Origin of the sequence: Pseudomonas sp. WS 5532 (assembly GCF_012985445.1) — a bacterium.
Lineage (GTDB): Bacteria > Pseudomonadota > Gammaproteobacteria > Pseudomonadales > Pseudomonadaceae > Aquipseudomonas > Aquipseudomonas edaphica.
Window position 1 is genome coordinate 11,518 of record NZ_JAAQWK010000002.1, and the last position, 16,753, is coordinate 28,270.

Annotated in this window: 17 protein-coding genes; 6 read left to right on the forward strand and 11 right to left on the reverse strand. The window is 57.6% G+C overall.

The features are described from left to right. The first annotated feature begins 106 nt into the window (after positions 1-106). Positions 107-1,015: a universal stress protein gene (locus HBO23_RS03655; RefSeq protein WP_170037015.1), complete on the forward strand. Its 909-nt coding sequence runs from the start codon at positions 107-109 to the stop codon at positions 1,013-1,015. 75 nt (positions 1,016-1,090) lie between these two features. Here the strand turns inward: HBO23_RS03655 and HBO23_RS03660 are convergent, their stop codons facing one another. Beyond that, a complete protein-coding gene (locus HBO23_RS03660) occupies positions 1,091-2,158 on the reverse strand; it encodes an ArsO family NAD(P)H-dependent flavin-containing monooxygenase (protein WP_170036550.1) in 1,068 nt (355 codons plus the stop codon). Between HBO23_RS03660 and HBO23_RS03665 the strand changes: the two genes are divergently transcribed. Next, positions 2,157-2,438 (forward strand): hypothetical protein, encoded by a 282-nt coding sequence (locus tag HBO23_RS03665; protein ID WP_170036552.1) that lies wholly within the window; start codon positions 2,157-2,159, stop codon positions 2,436-2,438. The genes HBO23_RS03660 and HBO23_RS03665 overlap by 2 nt on opposite strands. Before the next feature lie 68 nt (positions 2,439-2,506). Here the strand turns inward: HBO23_RS03665 and HBO23_RS03670 are convergent, their stop codons facing one another. The 5 genes from HBO23_RS03670 to HBO23_RS03690 all read right to left on the reverse strand — a co-directional run bounded on the left by HBO23_RS03670 (position 2,507) and on the right by HBO23_RS03690 (position 7,284). Beyond that, positions 2,507-3,208: a VIT family protein gene (locus tag HBO23_RS03670; protein ID WP_170036554.1), complete on the reverse strand. Its 702-nt coding sequence runs from the start codon at positions 3,206-3,208 to the stop codon at positions 2,507-2,509. Further along, positions 3,205-4,209, reverse strand: coding sequence for an FAD:protein FMN transferase (locus tag HBO23_RS03675; protein ID WP_170037018.1), 1,005 nt, complete (start codon positions 4,207-4,209; stop codon positions 3,205-3,207). The genes HBO23_RS03670 and HBO23_RS03675 overlap by 4 nt, the downstream gene beginning before the upstream one ends. Beyond that, complete coding sequence (locus HBO23_RS03680; RefSeq protein WP_170036556.1) at positions 4,199-6,379, reverse strand: PepSY domain-containing protein; 2,181 nt, start codon at positions 6,377-6,379, stop codon at positions 4,199-4,201. Before HBO23_RS03680 ends, HBO23_RS03675 begins: the two co-directional genes overlap by 11 nt. A 25-nt stretch (positions 6,380-6,404) precedes the next feature. After that, positions 6,405-6,875: a DUF2271 domain-containing protein gene (locus HBO23_RS03685; protein WP_170036558.1), complete on the reverse strand. Its 471-nt coding sequence runs from the start codon at positions 6,873-6,875 to the stop codon at positions 6,405-6,407. Positions 6,876-6,960: 85 nt separating this feature from the next. After that, a complete protein-coding gene (locus HBO23_RS03690; RefSeq protein WP_170036560.1) occupies positions 6,961-7,284 on the reverse strand; it encodes a PepSY domain-containing protein in 324 nt (107 codons plus the stop codon). Between the two features lie 131 nt (positions 7,285-7,415). Between HBO23_RS03690 and HBO23_RS03695 the strand changes: the two genes are divergently transcribed. Together HBO23_RS03695 and HBO23_RS03700 are read left to right on the forward strand one after the other, a co-directional pair. Further along, on the forward strand, positions 7,416-8,075 hold the full coding sequence (locus tag HBO23_RS03695; protein ID WP_170036562.1) for a response regulator transcription factor: 660 nt from the start codon (positions 7,416-7,418) through the stop codon (positions 8,073-8,075). Beyond that, positions 8,072-9,415 (forward strand): ATP-binding protein, encoded by a 1,344-nt coding sequence (locus HBO23_RS03700; RefSeq protein ID WP_170036564.1) that lies wholly within the window; start codon positions 8,072-8,074, stop codon positions 9,413-9,415. Before HBO23_RS03695 ends, HBO23_RS03700 begins: the two co-directional genes overlap by 4 nt. A gap of 533 nt (positions 9,416-9,948) precedes the next feature. On the opposite strand, the gene arsH is transcribed toward HBO23_RS03700, so the two are convergent. The 5 genes from arsH to HBO23_RS03725 form a co-directional block, all read right to left on the reverse strand. Continuing rightward, entirely contained in the window at positions 9,949-10,662 is a 714-nt protein-coding gene (gene arsH / locus HBO23_RS03705) for an arsenical resistance protein ArsH (RefSeq protein WP_170036566.1), read from the reverse strand. A 29-nt stretch (positions 10,663-10,691) separates the two neighbouring features. After that, complete coding sequence (locus HBO23_RS03710; RefSeq protein WP_170036568.1) at positions 10,692-11,162, reverse strand: arsenate reductase ArsC; 471 nt, start codon at positions 11,160-11,162, stop codon at positions 10,692-10,694. 67 nt (positions 11,163-11,229) lie between these two features. Continuing rightward, entirely contained in the window at positions 11,230-11,586 is a 357-nt protein-coding gene (locus HBO23_RS03715; RefSeq protein ID WP_170036570.1) for a metalloregulator ArsR/SmtB family transcription factor, read from the reverse strand. A 179-nt stretch (positions 11,587-11,765) separates the two neighbouring features. After that, positions 11,766-13,538, reverse strand: a complete 1,773-nt coding sequence (locus tag HBO23_RS03720) for a TniQ family protein (protein WP_170036572.1) — start codon at positions 13,536-13,538, stop codon at positions 11,766-11,768. Next, positions 13,507-14,004 carry a MarR family transcriptional regulator gene (locus HBO23_RS03725; RefSeq protein ID WP_170036574.1) on the reverse strand — a complete coding sequence of 166 codons (498 nt, stop codon included), beginning with the start codon at positions 14,002-14,004 and terminating at the stop codon, positions 13,507-13,509. Before HBO23_RS03725 ends, HBO23_RS03720 begins: the two co-directional genes overlap by 32 nt. A gap of 196 nt (positions 14,005-14,200) precedes the next feature. Between HBO23_RS03725 and arsQ the strand changes: the two genes are divergently transcribed. Beyond that, complete coding sequence (arsQ, locus tag HBO23_RS03730) at positions 14,201-15,406, forward strand: arsinothricin export permease ArsQ (protein ID WP_170036576.1); 1,206 nt, start codon at positions 14,201-14,203, stop codon at positions 15,404-15,406. 72 nt (positions 15,407-15,478) lie between these two features. Then, on the forward strand, positions 15,479-16,753 hold the full coding sequence (gene arsL, locus HBO23_RS03735) for an arsinothricin biosynthesis radical SAM protein ArsL (RefSeq protein WP_017129314.1): 1,275 nt from the start codon (positions 15,479-15,481) through the stop codon (positions 16,751-16,753).

Genomic DNA, 16,753 nt, shown 5'->3' on the forward strand with positions numbered 1-16,753 from the left:
CGACCAGCGGGGAAAGGTCTCTGCCCGGACTGGGTTATTCATTGACAAAGATCAGAGCCTTCAGCGCCTCACGCCAGATACTTGAGCCACCAGGACGAGGCCCATGATGCTGAAACTCAAACGGATTCTATTGATCGCCTCTCACGACATGATCCACACCCCGGCGTTTGATCGGGCACAGGCATTGGCCAGTGCAAACGGTGCTTTGTTGCACATCGTCGCCTTCGATTTCGTCCCTGCGCTGGCGATGGCCGGTCTGTTTGACCCTGACGCTATGGCCCAGGTACGCGAGGGCTACTTGCAGGTGCATCGTCACTGGCTGGAGCAGCAGGCCCGATTTCAACGGTGTGCGGGGTTGCGGGTCACCACTGAAGTGGTGTGGGCCACGCCGAGCCTGGCGCATGTGCTTGAGTATGTGAATGACTTTCATGCGGACCTGGTGATCAAGGACACCCACCATGTACCAGCGCTCGACCGTGCGTTCCATCGCCCGCTGGACTGGCTGTTGCTGCGCGACTGCCCCGCAGCCTTGCACCTGGTGACGGAGGCCAGACACCCGAGGCCGCTGAAGGTACTCGCCGCCATCGACCTCTCGCATCTGGAGGAACTGACCCAAGGGCTCAATGACCGGATCCTTAACCTGGCGTCGACGCTGGCGGCCTCGTGTGGCGCGGTGTTGCAGGTGCTCAATGTCAGTCACTGGTTGGTCGTGGGCGACGCGCCGAGAAGTCTGCCGACCCCGGCGCTGGACGCGAGTTTGAGAGACGCGGTCAACGATGCCCAGGAAGAGGCGTTTGATGTGCTCGCCGACCGTTACGGGGTCGAGAAAAGACATCGACACCTGCTGACCGGCATTCCCCACGCCGTGATCGGCCAGTTCGCCCAAGAGCATGACATCGACATCGTGGTGCTAGGCACGGCCTGTCACCACGGGTTTGACCGGTTCACCGGCAGTACCGCCGAGAGCGTATTAAACCGGGCACCGTGCAGTTTGTTGATCGTAAAGCCAACTTGAGCAACGAAGTACCGTGCGTGGCATGCTAGTCTTCAATGCATCGCCGCCCCGAAGGCTTGGCGATAAACCCTCGATTCAGTGCTCCGTTAAATACCGCTCGATTTCCTCAACGGTGCTGCGTGCCGTGCGGGTGACGCCGATCAGCGTTGCGGAGGCGGCGCCCGTCCAGTCGCCATAGCCCACCAGCCACAAACGCGGCTCCTGCTTTGAGCGCGTGCCTTCGACAGCCACGCGTCCGTCGGTGGTGCACACGCCCAGTGATTCCAGATAGCCGAGGGCCGGGCGGAAACCGGTGCACCAGATCACCGCATCGACCGGCGTTTGCGAGCCATCGGCCCACGCCACGCCGGTTTCGGTGAAACGCTCGAACGGCCGAACCGCCTGTAACACACCGCGCTCCCGGGCTTCGATGACAGGCGGCACCATCACGATATCGCCCAAACCACCGACCGGTTGTTCAATGACGATGCCCGCGAGCTGGGCTTTCCAGCGTTCGGTGGCGCGTTCGAAAAGTACCCGGCCGTCAACGTCATCGGCGAGAAACTGCGGCGGATCCGGGGTGACCCATACGGTATCGGCCACTTTGGAGACTTCCGCCAGGACCTGGGCGCCGGAGTTGCCACCGCCCACCACCAGGACTTTTTTCCCGGCAAACGGGGTGGCGTCGACATAGTGCGCCGAATGCAATTGCTGGCCAGTGAAGGTTGCACTGCCGGGATAGTGCGGCAGGAAGGGATGGCGCCAGGTGCCGGTCGCGCTGACCACCGCCCGGGCCAGCCAACTGCGACCCCGAGCCTTGACGTGGAGGCGCTCGTCCCAGCGTTCAATCGCGCTCACCCAATAGGGCCGCTCGGTCGGGAATTGGTAGCGTTGTTCGTACTGGGTCAGGTAATTGAGCACGTGGTCGCGGCTTGGGTATCCGTCCGTAACCGGCGGCATCATCCAGCCGGCGATGGAGCTCCAGGTCGAGGGTGAAAACAGTCGCAGTGACTTCCAGCCGTGCCGCCAGGCGCCCCCCGGCGCGTCCTCGGCGTCGATGATCAGAAAGGAGCGCCCGGTGCGGCGCAGGAAGTAAGCCACGGCCAGTGCAGACTGGCCGCCGCCGATAATGGCGACATCCACTTCGGTGCGGGTAGACGGCATGGCCAAGCCTCAGGGTTTTGAGAGTTGCGCCAAGGTAACCCATTCGGAGCAGATATTTATTGATGTTCCTCAAGCGTTCGACACCTGCAGGGGGGGCGTGCAAGTCCTCTACGGCCTGATCACGGGTGGCGACGCTTTGCCAGGCGCGGGCGCTGACGTCGGCGGGGTCGATCACACCTACGTGGAGGGCAATGTCAACAACGGCAACGCGGCTGATATCCAGATTGATCTGGTCGGGCATATCGCCTTCACAGCGAGCGATTTCGTCGGCGTGGTCTAGTCGTTAACGCACAAAAGGCGCCCCTTCGAGGATCGGGCGCCTTTTGTTTTATCGGCAGCGGTTGCGAACTAAACCACGGTCCCGAACAACGATCCCACGAGCGCCGTGATGCCCATGGCCAACACGCCCCAGAACGTCACGCGCCAGGCGCCGGTCAATACGCTGGCACCCCCGGCTCTGGCCGCCACAGCCCCCAGGCTGCCGAGAAAAACCAGCGACATGCCGCATATCCACGGCACAACGCTGTGCGCTGGGGCGATGAAAATCACCGCCAATGGCAACGCTGCGCCGACCACGAAACTGGCGGCCGATGCGAGGGCGGCCTGGAGCGGTTTGGCCGTGAGCGCTTCGCTGATGCCCAGTTCGTCCCGGGCGTGGGAGCCGAGGGCGTCATGGGCCATCAATTGGTCGGCCACTTGATGCGCCAGGTCCGGCGATACACCGCGATGCATGTAAATGTTCGCCAGCTCAATGTGTTCTGCCTTGGGGTCGCTGGCCAGTTCGGCCCGCTCCCGGGACAGGTCGGCCCGTTCGGTGTCCGCCTGAGAGTGCACGGAAACGTATTCCCCCGCGGCCATGGACATGGCGCCTGCCACCAGCCCGGCCATCCCGGTGACCAGCAGCGTGGCGTGACTGGCGTTGGCGGCGGCGACGCCGATCAACAGGCTGGCGGTGGACACGATCCCGTCGTTGGCCCCCAGGACGGCGGCGCGCAGCCAGCCGATACGCTCACTGCGGTGTAGCTCGGTGTGCCGGTGCATGAATTTCATGGTTTAGCGGGACTCACTGTCAGGGGTGGATCAATCGGACGGGTTTCAATGTACGCCAGCAACTGGCCGCCGACTATGGAAATTTCCTTGAACTGTTCACCGTCGTGCAGCACGAACAACGCGTCCATCCCGCGTTCCTGTGCCAGCCGCGGGCCTTCGATTTCGCCCAGCACCAGCAGGGCAGTGGCCCAGGCATCGGCGAACATGCACGAGGCCGCCACCACGGTGACTGCTGCCAAAGGGTTGCGCAGTGGCGCACCAGTGACCGGGTCCATCGTATGGGCGTAGGTTTGCCCATTCACATCGATCCACTGTCGATAGTCCCCCGACGTCGCGATGGCGGCATCACTGAGTTCCATCACACCCATGACTTCACGCACGCCCCGACGTGGTTTTTCAATGGCCACGACCCAGGGTTGTGCATCAGGCTTGACCCCACGGGCGCGCATCTCGCCGTCGATGCCGACCAGGTAGCGGGTGATGCCAAAACCTTCCAGGCAGCGGGCCAGTTCATCGACGCCGAAACCCTTGGCGATGCCATTCAAATCAAGGTGCAGCGGCGCACATTTGCGCACCTGATTGCGTTGCGGGTCAACCACCAGCGCGGCGCTGGCGGACAGTCGTGGGCGCAGTGACGTTGCCGCCAGTGTCTGTTCGTTGACCGATTGTTCGCCGGGACCGAAGCCCCAGGCGTCCACCAGATCACCGACGGCAATGTCGAAAGCGCCGCTCGATTGCTGACTGACCCGCAGTGCGGCGGCCAGCACCGTGGTCAGTTCCTTGGGGACTGGCAGCCACTGCTGTTCGGGGGCGGCGTTGAGGCGGTTGAGGTCGGAGTCGGCTTTCCAGGTGGACATTTGTTGGTCCACCCGGCCCACGGCATCGGCCAGACGGCGGCCGATTACGTCGGTGTCGAGGCCTGGATCGGCGTAGAACATCGCGGTGTAGCGGCTGCCCATGGTCTCGCCGTTGAGGCTGTAGCGTTGCCCGTCAGTAGACATCTTCACGGTAGCGTCCTTGTGTCTTGAGGGTCAGCACACTCAGGTTGAGCGGTGCCAACACTTCATCCAGGGCCTGCATCACGCCTTTGGCCATTTCGCGGCTGCCACACACCAACACCTGAGCGCCTTTTTCAATCAAACGGCGCAAGGCCAGGGCGTCGCTGATCAACCGGTCTTGCACGTAGCTGCGGTCCTGAACCTGGGAGAACGCGGCGCGCAATGCGGTCAGGCGTCGGTCCGCCAGGTATCGGTTGAGCTCCGGTTCGTAGAGGAAATCCGACGCCGGGTTACGTCCGCCCCAATACAAATGCATCGGGTGTCGGGCCTTGTTGTTGCGGATAAAACCGGCCAACGGACCAATGCCGGTACCGGCGCCGATCAGAATCACCGGGTGTGCGCCCGATGTGGGCCGAAATTGCGGGTTGGGCTGGATAAAGGCTTCGATCGATGCGCCGAGGGTCAGGCCATGCAGGAACTCAGAGCACAGCCCGCCTGCGTGTTTACGCACGCAGATTTCCAGCACGCCGTCGTCGGAGCCGCTGGCCAGTGAGTAGAACCGCGGAACCGGGCTACCCGGCGGCAAAATCCCGACCAGGTCGCCTGCTTGAAAGTCGGGTAACTCGTCCGGTGCCTTGAAGCGCAGGACGTGGGTCGGCGCGTTCACTTGCTCACCGTAGACAATGCATTCCTGCAACTCCAGTTGATGAGTGTGCGGTTGCTCCGGGCTGTGGACCAGCGTCACGTCATGCCCCAGTGCTTCGCCCAAGGCGTGACCCCAGCGCGCGAACTCTTGGGAGGATTGGCGATTGACGGTTTCCAGCCCCAGTAATGCCGAGCCACCGGCCTGCGCCAGGGCCTCCTGCACCTGATGGGCGTACTGACAGAATTGCGCAAACTGTCGATCCCCCAACCCCAGCACCGCAAACGGCAGGCCGGGTTTAAGGCCGGCCTTTGTCAGCCGGGCGAGGAATTGTGAGGCCGAGGCCGGTGCGTCGCCGTCACCGTGGGTTGCGGTGAGGATGAACAGCCGTTGGGCGCTGCGGTAATCGCCGGTCCATTCATTCATTGCCGCGCTGTGCACTTGGTGCCCGGCCTGGCGCAAGGCTTCATGTAAGGTGTTGGCAAAGCCCCAGGTGCTGTTGTTTTCACTGCCCACCAGAATCACGCTGTCGGCGGAGTGGGCGGGGCTGTTGTGGCGGATGTTCGGGCCGGCCTTGCGGCGGCGCCACCAGAGCAGGATGCCGGTCACGCTCATCAACGGCACGCAGAGGGCGCAGAGCCCGAGCGGCAGGCCCAGCCACCAGAGGCCTTCACCGGTGTGCAACTGGTAGATCAGTTCGTAAACGTTGTGCATCGAATCGTGGGCTTGCCACGACAACAAGGTGCCGCTGACCGGGTCCACGTAGCCGTCGCCCTGGGCGGTGCGCAGGGAGAACACGTCTTGCGGGTTGCCGGGGCTCGGGTAGACCAGTTCGCGCAGGTCATTCAGGTCGGTGGCCTGCAAGGCTTGCAGGTTCGTCACCGGCAACGCCGGGCCTGCGCTGATGTGAGTGGGGAAGGCTGGCTCGTTCTGACTGCCGTCGGCGATCAAACCGAAGGTGGTGCCGGACATGTAAAGCCCGCTCAGGGCCGACACCAGCAGCCCGAGCAAGGCCAGGCGTCCGACTTCGGCGTGCCAGCGCTGGCTGAACGTGCCGCGCAATGGCCGCAACAGGTTGCGCCAGCCGCCTAGGCGCCGGGCCAGCAGCAATGCGCCGGACACCGAAAGCATCAACATAAACAGCGCGCCGACGCCCGACACCCCATGGCCTGGAGTGCCCATGAACAGCGAGCGGTGCAGGTCTTTCATCCAGCGCGAGAACGCGGACGGCTCGTAAGGCGCGAGGCCCTGGCCGGTCAGTGGGTCGACCTTTTCGGCTCCGGTCTGACCGTCCTGGTTGTAGTAGACGATGACCGTCCCGGACGCGGTGCGCTGGATTTGCTCCACGCCCGGAAAGTGGCTGGCGACGCGGCCGGCCAGTTGACCGACATTAAGTTGGCCGGTAGCCGTGGACGTGTTGTGCAGGCGTTCCAGCGCTGGATCGACGGACAATACCGCGCCGCTGATGGCCAATAACATGACCAACAGGGCGGCGATCAGACCGGGCAGGGAATGGAACTGGCGAAGCATATTCAGCCTCCAGGAGTCGCTGTTGCTAAAGGTCGTAGGTAAAGGAATCGACGTAAGTGCTGCCGGTCGCCGATGTACCCGAACCTTTGGACGTCAGGGGGACGCTGATGTCGGCCCGGGCTTCGCGCTTGTTCTCCACGGCGCTGTCGATGCGGATCTGATACCCGGCGTCAATCAAAGTGTCTGCCAGTTCAACGCTGACTTTTAGGGTCTGCCCGCTGCCGACACTGGCGCCGCTGACCCCGTCAAATTCGCTCGGGTTCATGCCGCTGCCACGGGCCCAGTCGGTCAAGTGCCGGTAGTACTTGGCCTTCTTGCCGGCCACCCAAAGGGTCTTCTGGTATTGGCCGTTGGAGTCGGTGACATAGATCGCCAGGTACGCATCGTTGCCGCTGTAGTTCTTGAGTTGGGTGGTCAGGGTCACTTCGCGGGCCTGGGCCAGCCCCGGCAGGGCAATGGCGCCGATGAGGCAGCTTGCGGCAATGATCTTTTTCATGGCGATGTCCTGTTTGAGCGTTGTGGCGAGAGCCTGGACCTGCTGGCTGACAGCAACCTGAACAGGCTGGAAAAATCCGCAGCGATCATTCGCGGGCAGGGTTGGCGAGGTAGTCCCGAGCGTCGCCGTCATCGCCGAAATTGATCTGCAACGTGCGCAATCGCAGGGAGGCGGGGGCGTAGCGGGCCTCGATCGCGTTGCCCTTGCGGTCAGCGCCCTTGAGCTTGTAGCAACCGTCATCGACCTTGATGCGCTGCACGCTCCAGCCCCATTGCTGCTCCACGTGCTGGCGCAAGGTTTCGCGCGGTTGCCAGTCGCTGACCGGCTCATTGCACTCGTCGTCGGCCAAGGCGTAACCGCTGAGCAGCACGCTCAACAGGGCGGTACTGGCAATAAAAGCTGATTTCATGATCTGTCTCCTGCCGGGTCGGCGTCTGTGGCATACCCTAAGGTCCATTCCTGACAACCAGCTGAATCTTCAGATTCACGTCAGGTAAGGCGGTTAGGCTGTTGCACGACAACCATCACAGGAAGTGCCATATGCGGGTTTTATTGGTCGAGGACGCCCCCGGGCTGGGAGAAGCGGTGCGCGAGCAGATCGCCGATGACGGCCACGCCGTGGATTGGGTGCAGCGCCTGGACCATGCGCGCAGCAGCGTGCGCACCACGCCTTACGACCTGATCCTGCTGGACTTGATGCTGCCGGACGGTCGCGGGCTGGACTTCTTGCGTCAGCGGCGCTCAGCGGGGGACGTGACCCCGGTGATTATCCTGACTGCCCAGGATCAGATCTCCGATCGCATCGCCGGCCTCAATGCCGGGGCCGACGACTACCTGGTCAAACCGTTCGATCTGTTCGAACTCTCTGCCCGGGTGGCGGCGGTGGCCAGACGTTACAGCGGCAACCCCAACCCGCAGATCAAACTCGGCGAACTACAGATCGACATGAACGCCCGCACGGTGCAGCGCGCCGGCGCCACCGTGGACCTGACGGCGCGGGAATGGGCGTTGTTCGAGGCGTTTGTCCAGCGCCCCAGCGCATTGCTGTCGAAGTCGCAACTGGAGGAACGCTTGTACGCCTTTGGCGCGGAAATCGAGAGCAACACCATCGAGGTGTATATCAGTCGCTTGCGTAAAAAACTCGGGCGCGATCTGATCGAAACCGTGCGCGGCATGGGTTACCGGTTGATGTCCGTATGAAGTCGTCGTCGAGCCTGCAAAAACGCCTCGGCCTGGGGCTGACCCTGGGCATGACCTTGCTCTGGCTCGGGGCTACCGTCGGTGCCTGGCTGGTGGTGCAACATGAGTTGAACGAGGCGTTCGACAGCGCTCTGGAGGAGACCGCGCAACGCATCCTGCCCCTGGCCGTGCTGGAGATCAGCAACCGCGAAGAGCCCCGCGAAGCACAACACATCGCCACCCTGAAAACGCACAAGGAATACTTGACGTACCTAGTGCGCAATGCCAATGGTGAGATTCTGATGAAGTCCCACGACTCCAACCCGAAGATCTTCAACAAGCAGCCGAGTGAAGGCTTTTCCACAACTGAAAAATACCGTCTGTATGGCGCGAGCGCGCTGCGCGAGACGCTGTTTATTGAGATTGCCGAACCACTTGGGCATCGCCGCGAAGCCGCGCGGGAAGCCTTGTTTGCCTTGTTGATGCCGTTATTGGCGCTGATTCCCATCAGCCTGTTGGGCACTTGGTTGTTTGTGCGCATCAGCTTGCGCAGCGTGTTGGCCTATCGTCGTGCCGTGGAGGCTCGTGGTGTGGGCGATCTGTCACCGATCAAAGTGGCCCGACTGCCGGCAGAAATCGACCCGTTGGCCGACGCGGTCAACCATTTGCTGGAGCGCTTGCGCAAGGCATTGGAGGCCGAGCGCAGCTTTACCGCCAACAGCGCTCACGAGCTTCGCACGCCACTGGCCGCGACCCTGGCGCAGATCCAGCGGCTGCGCCACGAAGCGCCCGAAGGGCCGCTGCGCGTGCGGGCGGCGAAGATCGAAAACTCATTGCGCGAGTTGGCGCGGCTCTCGGAAAAACTCATGCAACTGGCCAAGGCCGAGGGCGGCGGGCTGCTTTCCGCAGTCCCTCAGGACCTGATCCCGTTGCTGGCCCATGGGGTCGATGAGTGGAACCTCGGCAGTGGGCATCGAATCAAGTTGAAGTTACCCACCAAGGCTTGCGTCTACTCCGCTATTGATCCGGACGCGTTCGGCATCCTGTTGCGCAACCTGATCGAGAATGCGCTGAAGTACGGCGCAACCGATCAACCGGTCGAGGTCAGCCTGACTGCTCAGGCGTTACTGCAAGTTGTCAATGGCGGACCAACAGTGCCAGCGCCAGTGTTGCAGCGCCTGACCGAGCGCTTTGTGCGAGGCAGCAGTGAAGCAAGCGGTTCAGGCCTGGGCCTGGCAATTGCAAAAACCATTGTTCAAGGCGTCGGCGCCAGCATGACCCTGGCCTCACCGGCGAGGGGACAGGGTCAGGGGTTTGAGGTGCGCGTCCAGTTTGTACTCATCCCGACAGTTAAAGAATGAGCACATCCTAACGCCCGCTTTTTCGGTTTTTCCTAAAGGATGGCGATTACTTTCTGGAAAACGATGACCTCTTTCTCCTCAATCCATTGGAGCCACGTTATTTGGCACGACAAAATCCTGAACCTCTAGCGAATGACTATATCTGGCCAATATCTGTTGATCGGAAATGTCCCGACCCACCTTTGCAATGAATCGCAACGGCTTGGCTTGCCTTCAGAAGCTCCGACAATGCTGGGAGAGCCTTCTGCCACTTGGCCTCAAATTCAGCGTCGGGAGCCTCATCGTCCTCAATCGGTAACTGAAACCAAGTGAGTCCAGCTGCCTGGACTTACTGACCTTACTCACCGACGCCGTTGTGAGTAAGTTCGGTGTCGGCCATCAGACTGACAATGGCTCTGGCGCCTGCGTTTTTCAGAGTGTCGTGCGCTTGCTGAAGCGGCTCATCCTGAGTACCCGGACACGGGGTAAAGATGAGAGTGCCCGTACCATCTGGCATTGCTAGGATCGAGAAAGGGTGAGACATGATGAGATCCTTAGATAGAGCGCTGATTCACTCGTTTCGACAGCTCTTCGGCCGACTCTTTGCGTTCCGAGTAACGGTCTACCAGGTAGTCCTGGCGGTCACGCAATAGCAGGGTGAACTTCATCAGTTCTTCCATCACGTCGACCAGGCGGTCGTAGTAAGACGAAGGCTTCATACGTCCATCCTCGTCAAACTCGGTGAACGCCTTGGGCACTGATGACTGATTGGGGATTGTCACCATGCGCATCCAACGTCCCAAAACCCGTAGTTGGTTCACTACATTGAAAGACTGAGAGCCGCCACAAACCTGCATGACTGCCAAGGTTTTACCTTGGGTTGGACGTACTGCGCCCATCGCCAAAGGCACCCAGTCGATCTGAGCTTTAAAGACGGCGCTCATCGATCCATGACGCTCCGGAGAACACCACACCTGTCCTTCCGACCACTGCATTAGCTCGCGGAGCTCTGCGACTTTCGGATGGGTATCCGGAGCATCATCAGGCAGCGGTAATCCTGATGGGTTGAAGATTCGTGTTTCCGCACCAAAGTGCTCCAGCAACCGCGCGGCTTCCTGGGTAACCAACCGGCTGAACGAACGCTCGCGGGTTGAACCGTAGATGAGAAGAATTCGGGGTTTATGAGTGGACGGCTCACAAGGAGTGAGCCGTTCCATGCTTGGGACGTCGATGAGATCCGCTTCGATGTTTGGGAAATAGTCTTTCATAGTTACTCCTGGTCCCGGCGACGCTTGGCTCACAATGTGCCGATGCGAGTTAGCTCAGCTTTGAGATCTGCTTCGCTCAACGTAGCGATAGGCAACGAAATGAAGGCGTTTACCCGCTCCTGGATTTTGATCAGGGTTTGCTGGAATGCCGCATCGATCTGCGCTTCCGATCCCGTAGCTTCGGATGGATCAGCCAACCCCCAGTGAGCCTTGAGCGCCGGGCCGAAGAAAATCGGGCAGGCTTCGCCGGCAGCCCGATCGCAGACGGTGATCACGATCTCTGGTGGCGCCCCTTCAAAGGCATCGGATGCTTTACTGCTAAGGCCTTCAGTAGGGATACCAGCAGCTTTGAGCGTTTGAATCGCTCGCTTGTTTACCCGGCCACTTGGGAAGCTCCCGGAACTGACGGCTTCCATTCCTTCAGGAGCAAGGTGATTGAACACCGCCTCGGACAAGATGCTCCTGCAGCTGTTGTGGGTGCACATGAATAGGACTTTCATTGTGATCTCCTGGAATTAAAAGCTAAGGCGCAAAGCCAAGGCGCTCAGGGTGTCAATGAGGATTGGATCAGCCGCATACGGTCTGATTGACTCGACGATCATCCATTTCACAGAGCTGCTTAGTTTCTGTGTCCAGCCACTGTCGGTTGGCATCGACGACACCTTTAAGCACTTCGGTGACCCAGCTAGGTAGGTCAGGGTGGAGTCGGTAGTAAACCCATTGGCCTTGGCGCCGATCCGCCAGTAACCCAGAGGATCTCAGCAACGCGAGGTGTCGAGATATTTTGGGTTGGCTCTGCCCAAGAGCCACGGTCAGTTCGCATACACAGAGTTCGCCCTCGCGGGCGATGAGTAGCGTTATTTTGGTTCGAGTGGCATCTGCCAAGCTTTTAAACAGGACGGTGGGGGTGATGAGCTCGCTCATGTTCACTTCTCCCGCATATGGAAAATCGAATATATGATAATTCGAATATGCGGTAAAGCGAATGTGCTGGGTGGTTAGATGCGTCACCCTCCAGTGAAGAAGGGCGAGCCGAGGATCGTTTGTCGGAATCGATAGATCGCCCCATCTAAGCGAAGGGAATGCAGGCCAAGGGTGGCTACTTAACTTTTTTGCTTGGTGTAGGCTCGTCCTCCGAGGGACATTTGGTAACCAGGAGGGCCCTCCCATTGGCGGGTGACGTTTGCTTTGGCCAATTCTTTTTCAACATCTATTCCTTCGCTCACCATTTTTTCCACATTCCATTCGAAGTAGCTAATGAGTGCGCTCCAAGCTTGATTAGGCAAAGACGACAGTTGAACCAAGCTCGTAATAGTGGGAGTTAATTTCAGACGGTGCATTTCTGATAGCACTGAAATAATTCTGCGCAAACGGAAGTGCCACACTGATTCAAAATTAGTTTCGAGCTGTTCGGATACCAGTGGAAATAGGCTATTTCGTTGAGGGACGCCTGCTATTCTCTTTGGTAGCAATGCAAGCATATTTCCAAGATTGACGCGGATCTGTGTTTTGCTAATTTTATAAAGATCATTAACGCCAATTTTAATTATGTCTGCGTATTCGTTATCGAGTTTATTGGTTTTAGATTCTTCTGTTGACGCAGTATTTACTTTTTTTGAGAGTACGCCTAAAAGCCATTTTTTATCATTTGCTGTGAGCCAAAGGGTAGCTTGATACGCATGTTTCCATAAGTAATCCAAGGTTGCTCCCGTACGGGCTTCAATGATGTTGTTAACTTTCAGGCGATGAAGTGCCTTGGTGGTGTTAGGGGTTGTTTTGTTGTATGGTTTTCTGGACTTTGTTCCAGTAAATAGTATTAGCTCTTCCGTAATTCTCTTTTTAAATGTCTTCACGTCTCCAAATAAATGAAGAGAAATGATGAGGTGTCGGGTGATGGGCATATCTAGCTGATCATTAACAGTGGTGGTTCTTATCCACTGATGGTACTTGCCTGACGCGTACGCGTTATCAATTCGCGACAAAAAATCATGACCAAATTTTGATTGGATACTTTCGAACATTTTCGTCGTCGCCATAAGGTTTCCACGAGCAAACCCATTTTTCTTAGCTTGTCGACGATAGCATGCGGCTAATACCCCAGATGGAACTGCCGGCAAGTCACTGTGCAGAAGGTCCTTTGCAAACTGCGCAAATTTTTGCTCGATTTCCGGCACTCTCGAAGGAGAGTGTGAGCCTAATGGTCTCCAGCCGCATACGCAGGAGCTGGTTAACATAGGTAATAGCTTGTTTTTTCGGTAAAACGGATGAGTGCAAGTTGGACAGGCCTGTAATAAAGTCTCACCGTGTCTCCAGCAAGCTGTTACGCCCGGAATGTGATGAGATCGGTGCCAGTACGAATGTCCCATCTCAATAAGATCCGATTGGGCACAGGAAAGGCAAATCTTAGCCATGCTATGAAAACTTACCTCTCTACGAGGAAGTCTGGATACGAGCGAAGTGCTATTGTCATCATGGTTGATTTTGGAGATGCCTAAGAATGGCTTGTAAGCAGGAAGAATAGTATTGCACGCAAGCAACTCATTTAGATTATCGCTCTTGTCGCCAGGAAGCTTCTCCGCAAGGTCTTCGATTCGTTTCGGGATAATTTTGATAACAAATGGTTCGGCACCAAAAAGATCTTTAAAAGTCTCACGCTCAGTTCTATTTCCCGAAAGTAAATGATATCGGGTAACTCGTGATTGAAGGGTCTCGTCTGGCATGGACATTGGGAAGAACAGAATTTTTTGAGACATTCGTAAGACTTTAGGTGAGGGGCACTTTTTCTCAGACTTTACAGGTCTAGAGACGGTGCGATTTTTCGGGAGAAGGACAGATTTTGCTATTTCAGCAACATTTGCTTGGCAGATATTCGTCACGGCTAAGGTCTTTCAGGCCGCAGCGTTGTTCGGTGGCTTTGGCGAAGCGGCGTAGCATTTCGATCGCGCCATCACGTGCTTCTTTCGATAAGTCGCAGGCTAGATTACGAGCTTCTCCCACCAAGTCCGATCGAATGCTTTCGTAGATGGCCATGCCTTCGGGCGTCACGGTGATTGCCAGCGCACGGCCGTCACTTGCGTCCGGTACACGTTGAACCAGGCCCTGTTTGGCAAGCGAATCGACCAGCCGGCTGGCATTACTCTTATCGAGAAAAAGCTCGCTGGCCAGCGATTGAACGCGAACAGGCCCAGCCTTTATCACATGCTCAAGCGCGTAGCATTGAGTGACGGATAGACCTTCGCAGCAGTTGCGATCTCTGTCTCGAAACTGGTACACGCGAACCAAATGACTCAGCGCTTCATAGAGCTGTTCGGCATCCTGGTCGATCTGATCGTTCTTTGGCATAGCACTCGGCTCGCAATTCCGGGAAAACGCTAATACCACCTTAGCAGTCGTAGCGACACATATTTTTGGGCATAACGGCCCGAAAAATTGTTCCAAAATATTGGTTGCGAGGCGCAACGTATTTTGCGATTGTGAATTAGAGACAAGGTTCACGGACCTTTCAGAGGCGGTTTCGGTATTGCTTGGAGGTACATGGATGTTGGTAGAAGCGCTTAGGACGAAAACTGGCTCCCGGTTACGGAACCTATGGAGCAGCGTTTCCATTCCTCTCCCTGTCGCGATGCTACTGGGTGCAATACTGATCCCCCTTCTTGCCGGCACAAGCAGCGGTGACGTATTCCAATCGCTGAGCAAAGGATTCGGAAACAATCTCGGCTATTTCGCTATCGTGATCCTGAGCGCGTTTTTCATTGCTGGCTGGATCTCGACGCAGGGAAGCGCTTCCTTCGGAAAGTTCGGTATCTCTCTGTCACCCCTGCTGGGTGCTGGGATGGTATGCCCCGATACAGCTTATGCCTCTCTTGCTCCCATTGCGGGGCAACACAGGAAGTACATTGCGATCGGCTGCTACTCGGGGTTCAAGCTTCTGATGCCCGCTGGCCCGCTGATAATTGGGATTGGGTTAGGGGCTAACACTCATGATCCGCAGTTTCTGTATCTAGGGCTGTTGCTCACAGTCGTCACATGGGCTGCCGGGACGATCTGGACCTACTGGACGACCCGCACGGACTTTCTATCCTCCCGTGGATCGACTGACCCAATAGCGCCTCAGGACTCGGTTCTTAAGGTAATGCTGCCTTTGGCTGTGTTTTTCGTGCTCCTGATTACCGGGTATGCCATTCCCAAGAACCAGCACTCCGTAATTGAGTTCTTCACTACTCCCGCAGGGGCGCTGATCGCCACATCGCTGTTGATCGCATTTAGCTGCAAACCTGGTGAGGTTCAAGATCTGCTGTCCAAAGCGATGCGTAGAACCAGCTCGCTATTGTTTACGATCGGCTGTGCGTCTGCGTTGGGCCAAGCCCTCGGTCTGGTGCTTCCCAAGGACCTGATTCAGCAGGCATTCAGCGCATCGGGTAGCACCACACACATTTTGGTTGGGGTATTCCTACTGGCAGCGGTATTCAAAACTCTGAATGGTTCTTCGCTTGCGACCTTTGCTGCCATCCCTCCTGTTCTTTCTCCGATCCTGGCGTCCAGCGGAGTGGATTTGATGAGCGTCACGTTCGCCGTGTGCCTGGGATCCTTCGTCGCCATTCTCCCTAACGACAGCTATTACTGGCTGGTCAAATCGGACGCTTTCCCCGAATACAGCACCGGCAGGTATATGCGCTTGGTGACTGCCGGTTCAGTTCTACAAGCATTGATAGGTCTGGCAGTTCTTCTGCTGATCTCGCTTTAACTTCGAATTCCTACAAAACCATCAGTGACTCCAGTCACCGAATCGTCGTGCCTGAGCTCAAGGAGAAAGAGAATGAAGTACCTGGTCGCAAGTACATTCGAAGGGGGGTATCAACCGCTCAACGCGATATCTGCTACAACAGCTCTACTCGATGCAGATATCGACGCGCAGCTGATCGATATCTACGTTGAGGGGCTTTCCCTAGAGAGATTCAGCGATGCAGATTTGGTCTTCATCTGCGTACCGCTTTTTGACTCTCTGACTGCGGGAACGCAGCTGGCCAAGCAGCTTAAAGAGGCGAAGCCCTCCCAGAAAATTTGCTTCTTCGGTCAATACGCGACCATCAATGCAAAAAGCCTGGCCTCCAAATACGGTGACTATGCGATCGCCGGCGAGTGGGAAAAACCCATTGTCAGCTTGGCTAAACACCTGAGTGGCGAACAGGAACAAGATCTGCGCGGAGTGATCGATCGGACTCGCGGCCTTTCCAGTGAGATTGTGGTGCCTCAGTTGATCCGTGACGGGTTCCGCCTGCCGCGCAGGGACTTGGCACCGCCTCTACACAAATACCCGCAACCTCAGTTGGAGAAGCTGCTCGGCGAAAAGAAAGTTGTGGGTGGAGTCGAAGGGTCACGCGGATGTCACCACAAGTGTTCCTACTGTTCCGTGTATGCAGCCTACGACGGCAAGGTGCTTTTGGTCTCCGACGATCTTGTAGAGCGCGACGTGGCGAACCTCGTCGCACAGGGAATGACTCACCTCACCTTCACGGATGCCGATTTTTTTAATGCCAAGAAGCACGGTTTGAAAATCATCCGGACTCTGCATTCGCAATTCCCCGACCTCACGTACGACTTCACCACTCGCGTGGATCATATTCTGGAGAACAAAGACGCCATCAAGGAAATGGGGCAGCTCGGGCTTGCTTTCATCACAACCGCGTTGGAGTTCCCCAAGCAGGAAGTTCTCGATCAGGTCTTCAAGGAAATGAACGTGCCCATGATCGAGGAGGCGTTGGCGTTCCTGAAGGAGGCCGGCGTCAAGGTTAATCCGACCTTCATCACGTTCAACCCTTGGGTGAGCCTTGAGGACATGGCCGAGCTGCACGATTTCATTGCTCGCAACGAGCTGGAGAACATCGTCGACCCTATCCAGTTTGAGACTCGGCTGCATCTCTATAAAGGCTCACCGTTGCTTAACAACGACACGGTGAAGGAGTTGCAGTTGGAGGAGCACGAATTTCACTTCGACTGGCAGCATTCGGACTCTCGCCTGGACAAGCTCTTCATGGACTCGGTCACACCGCCGGAAGAGGGTGTGTTCAAACGCTGCTGCCTGAAATGCTAA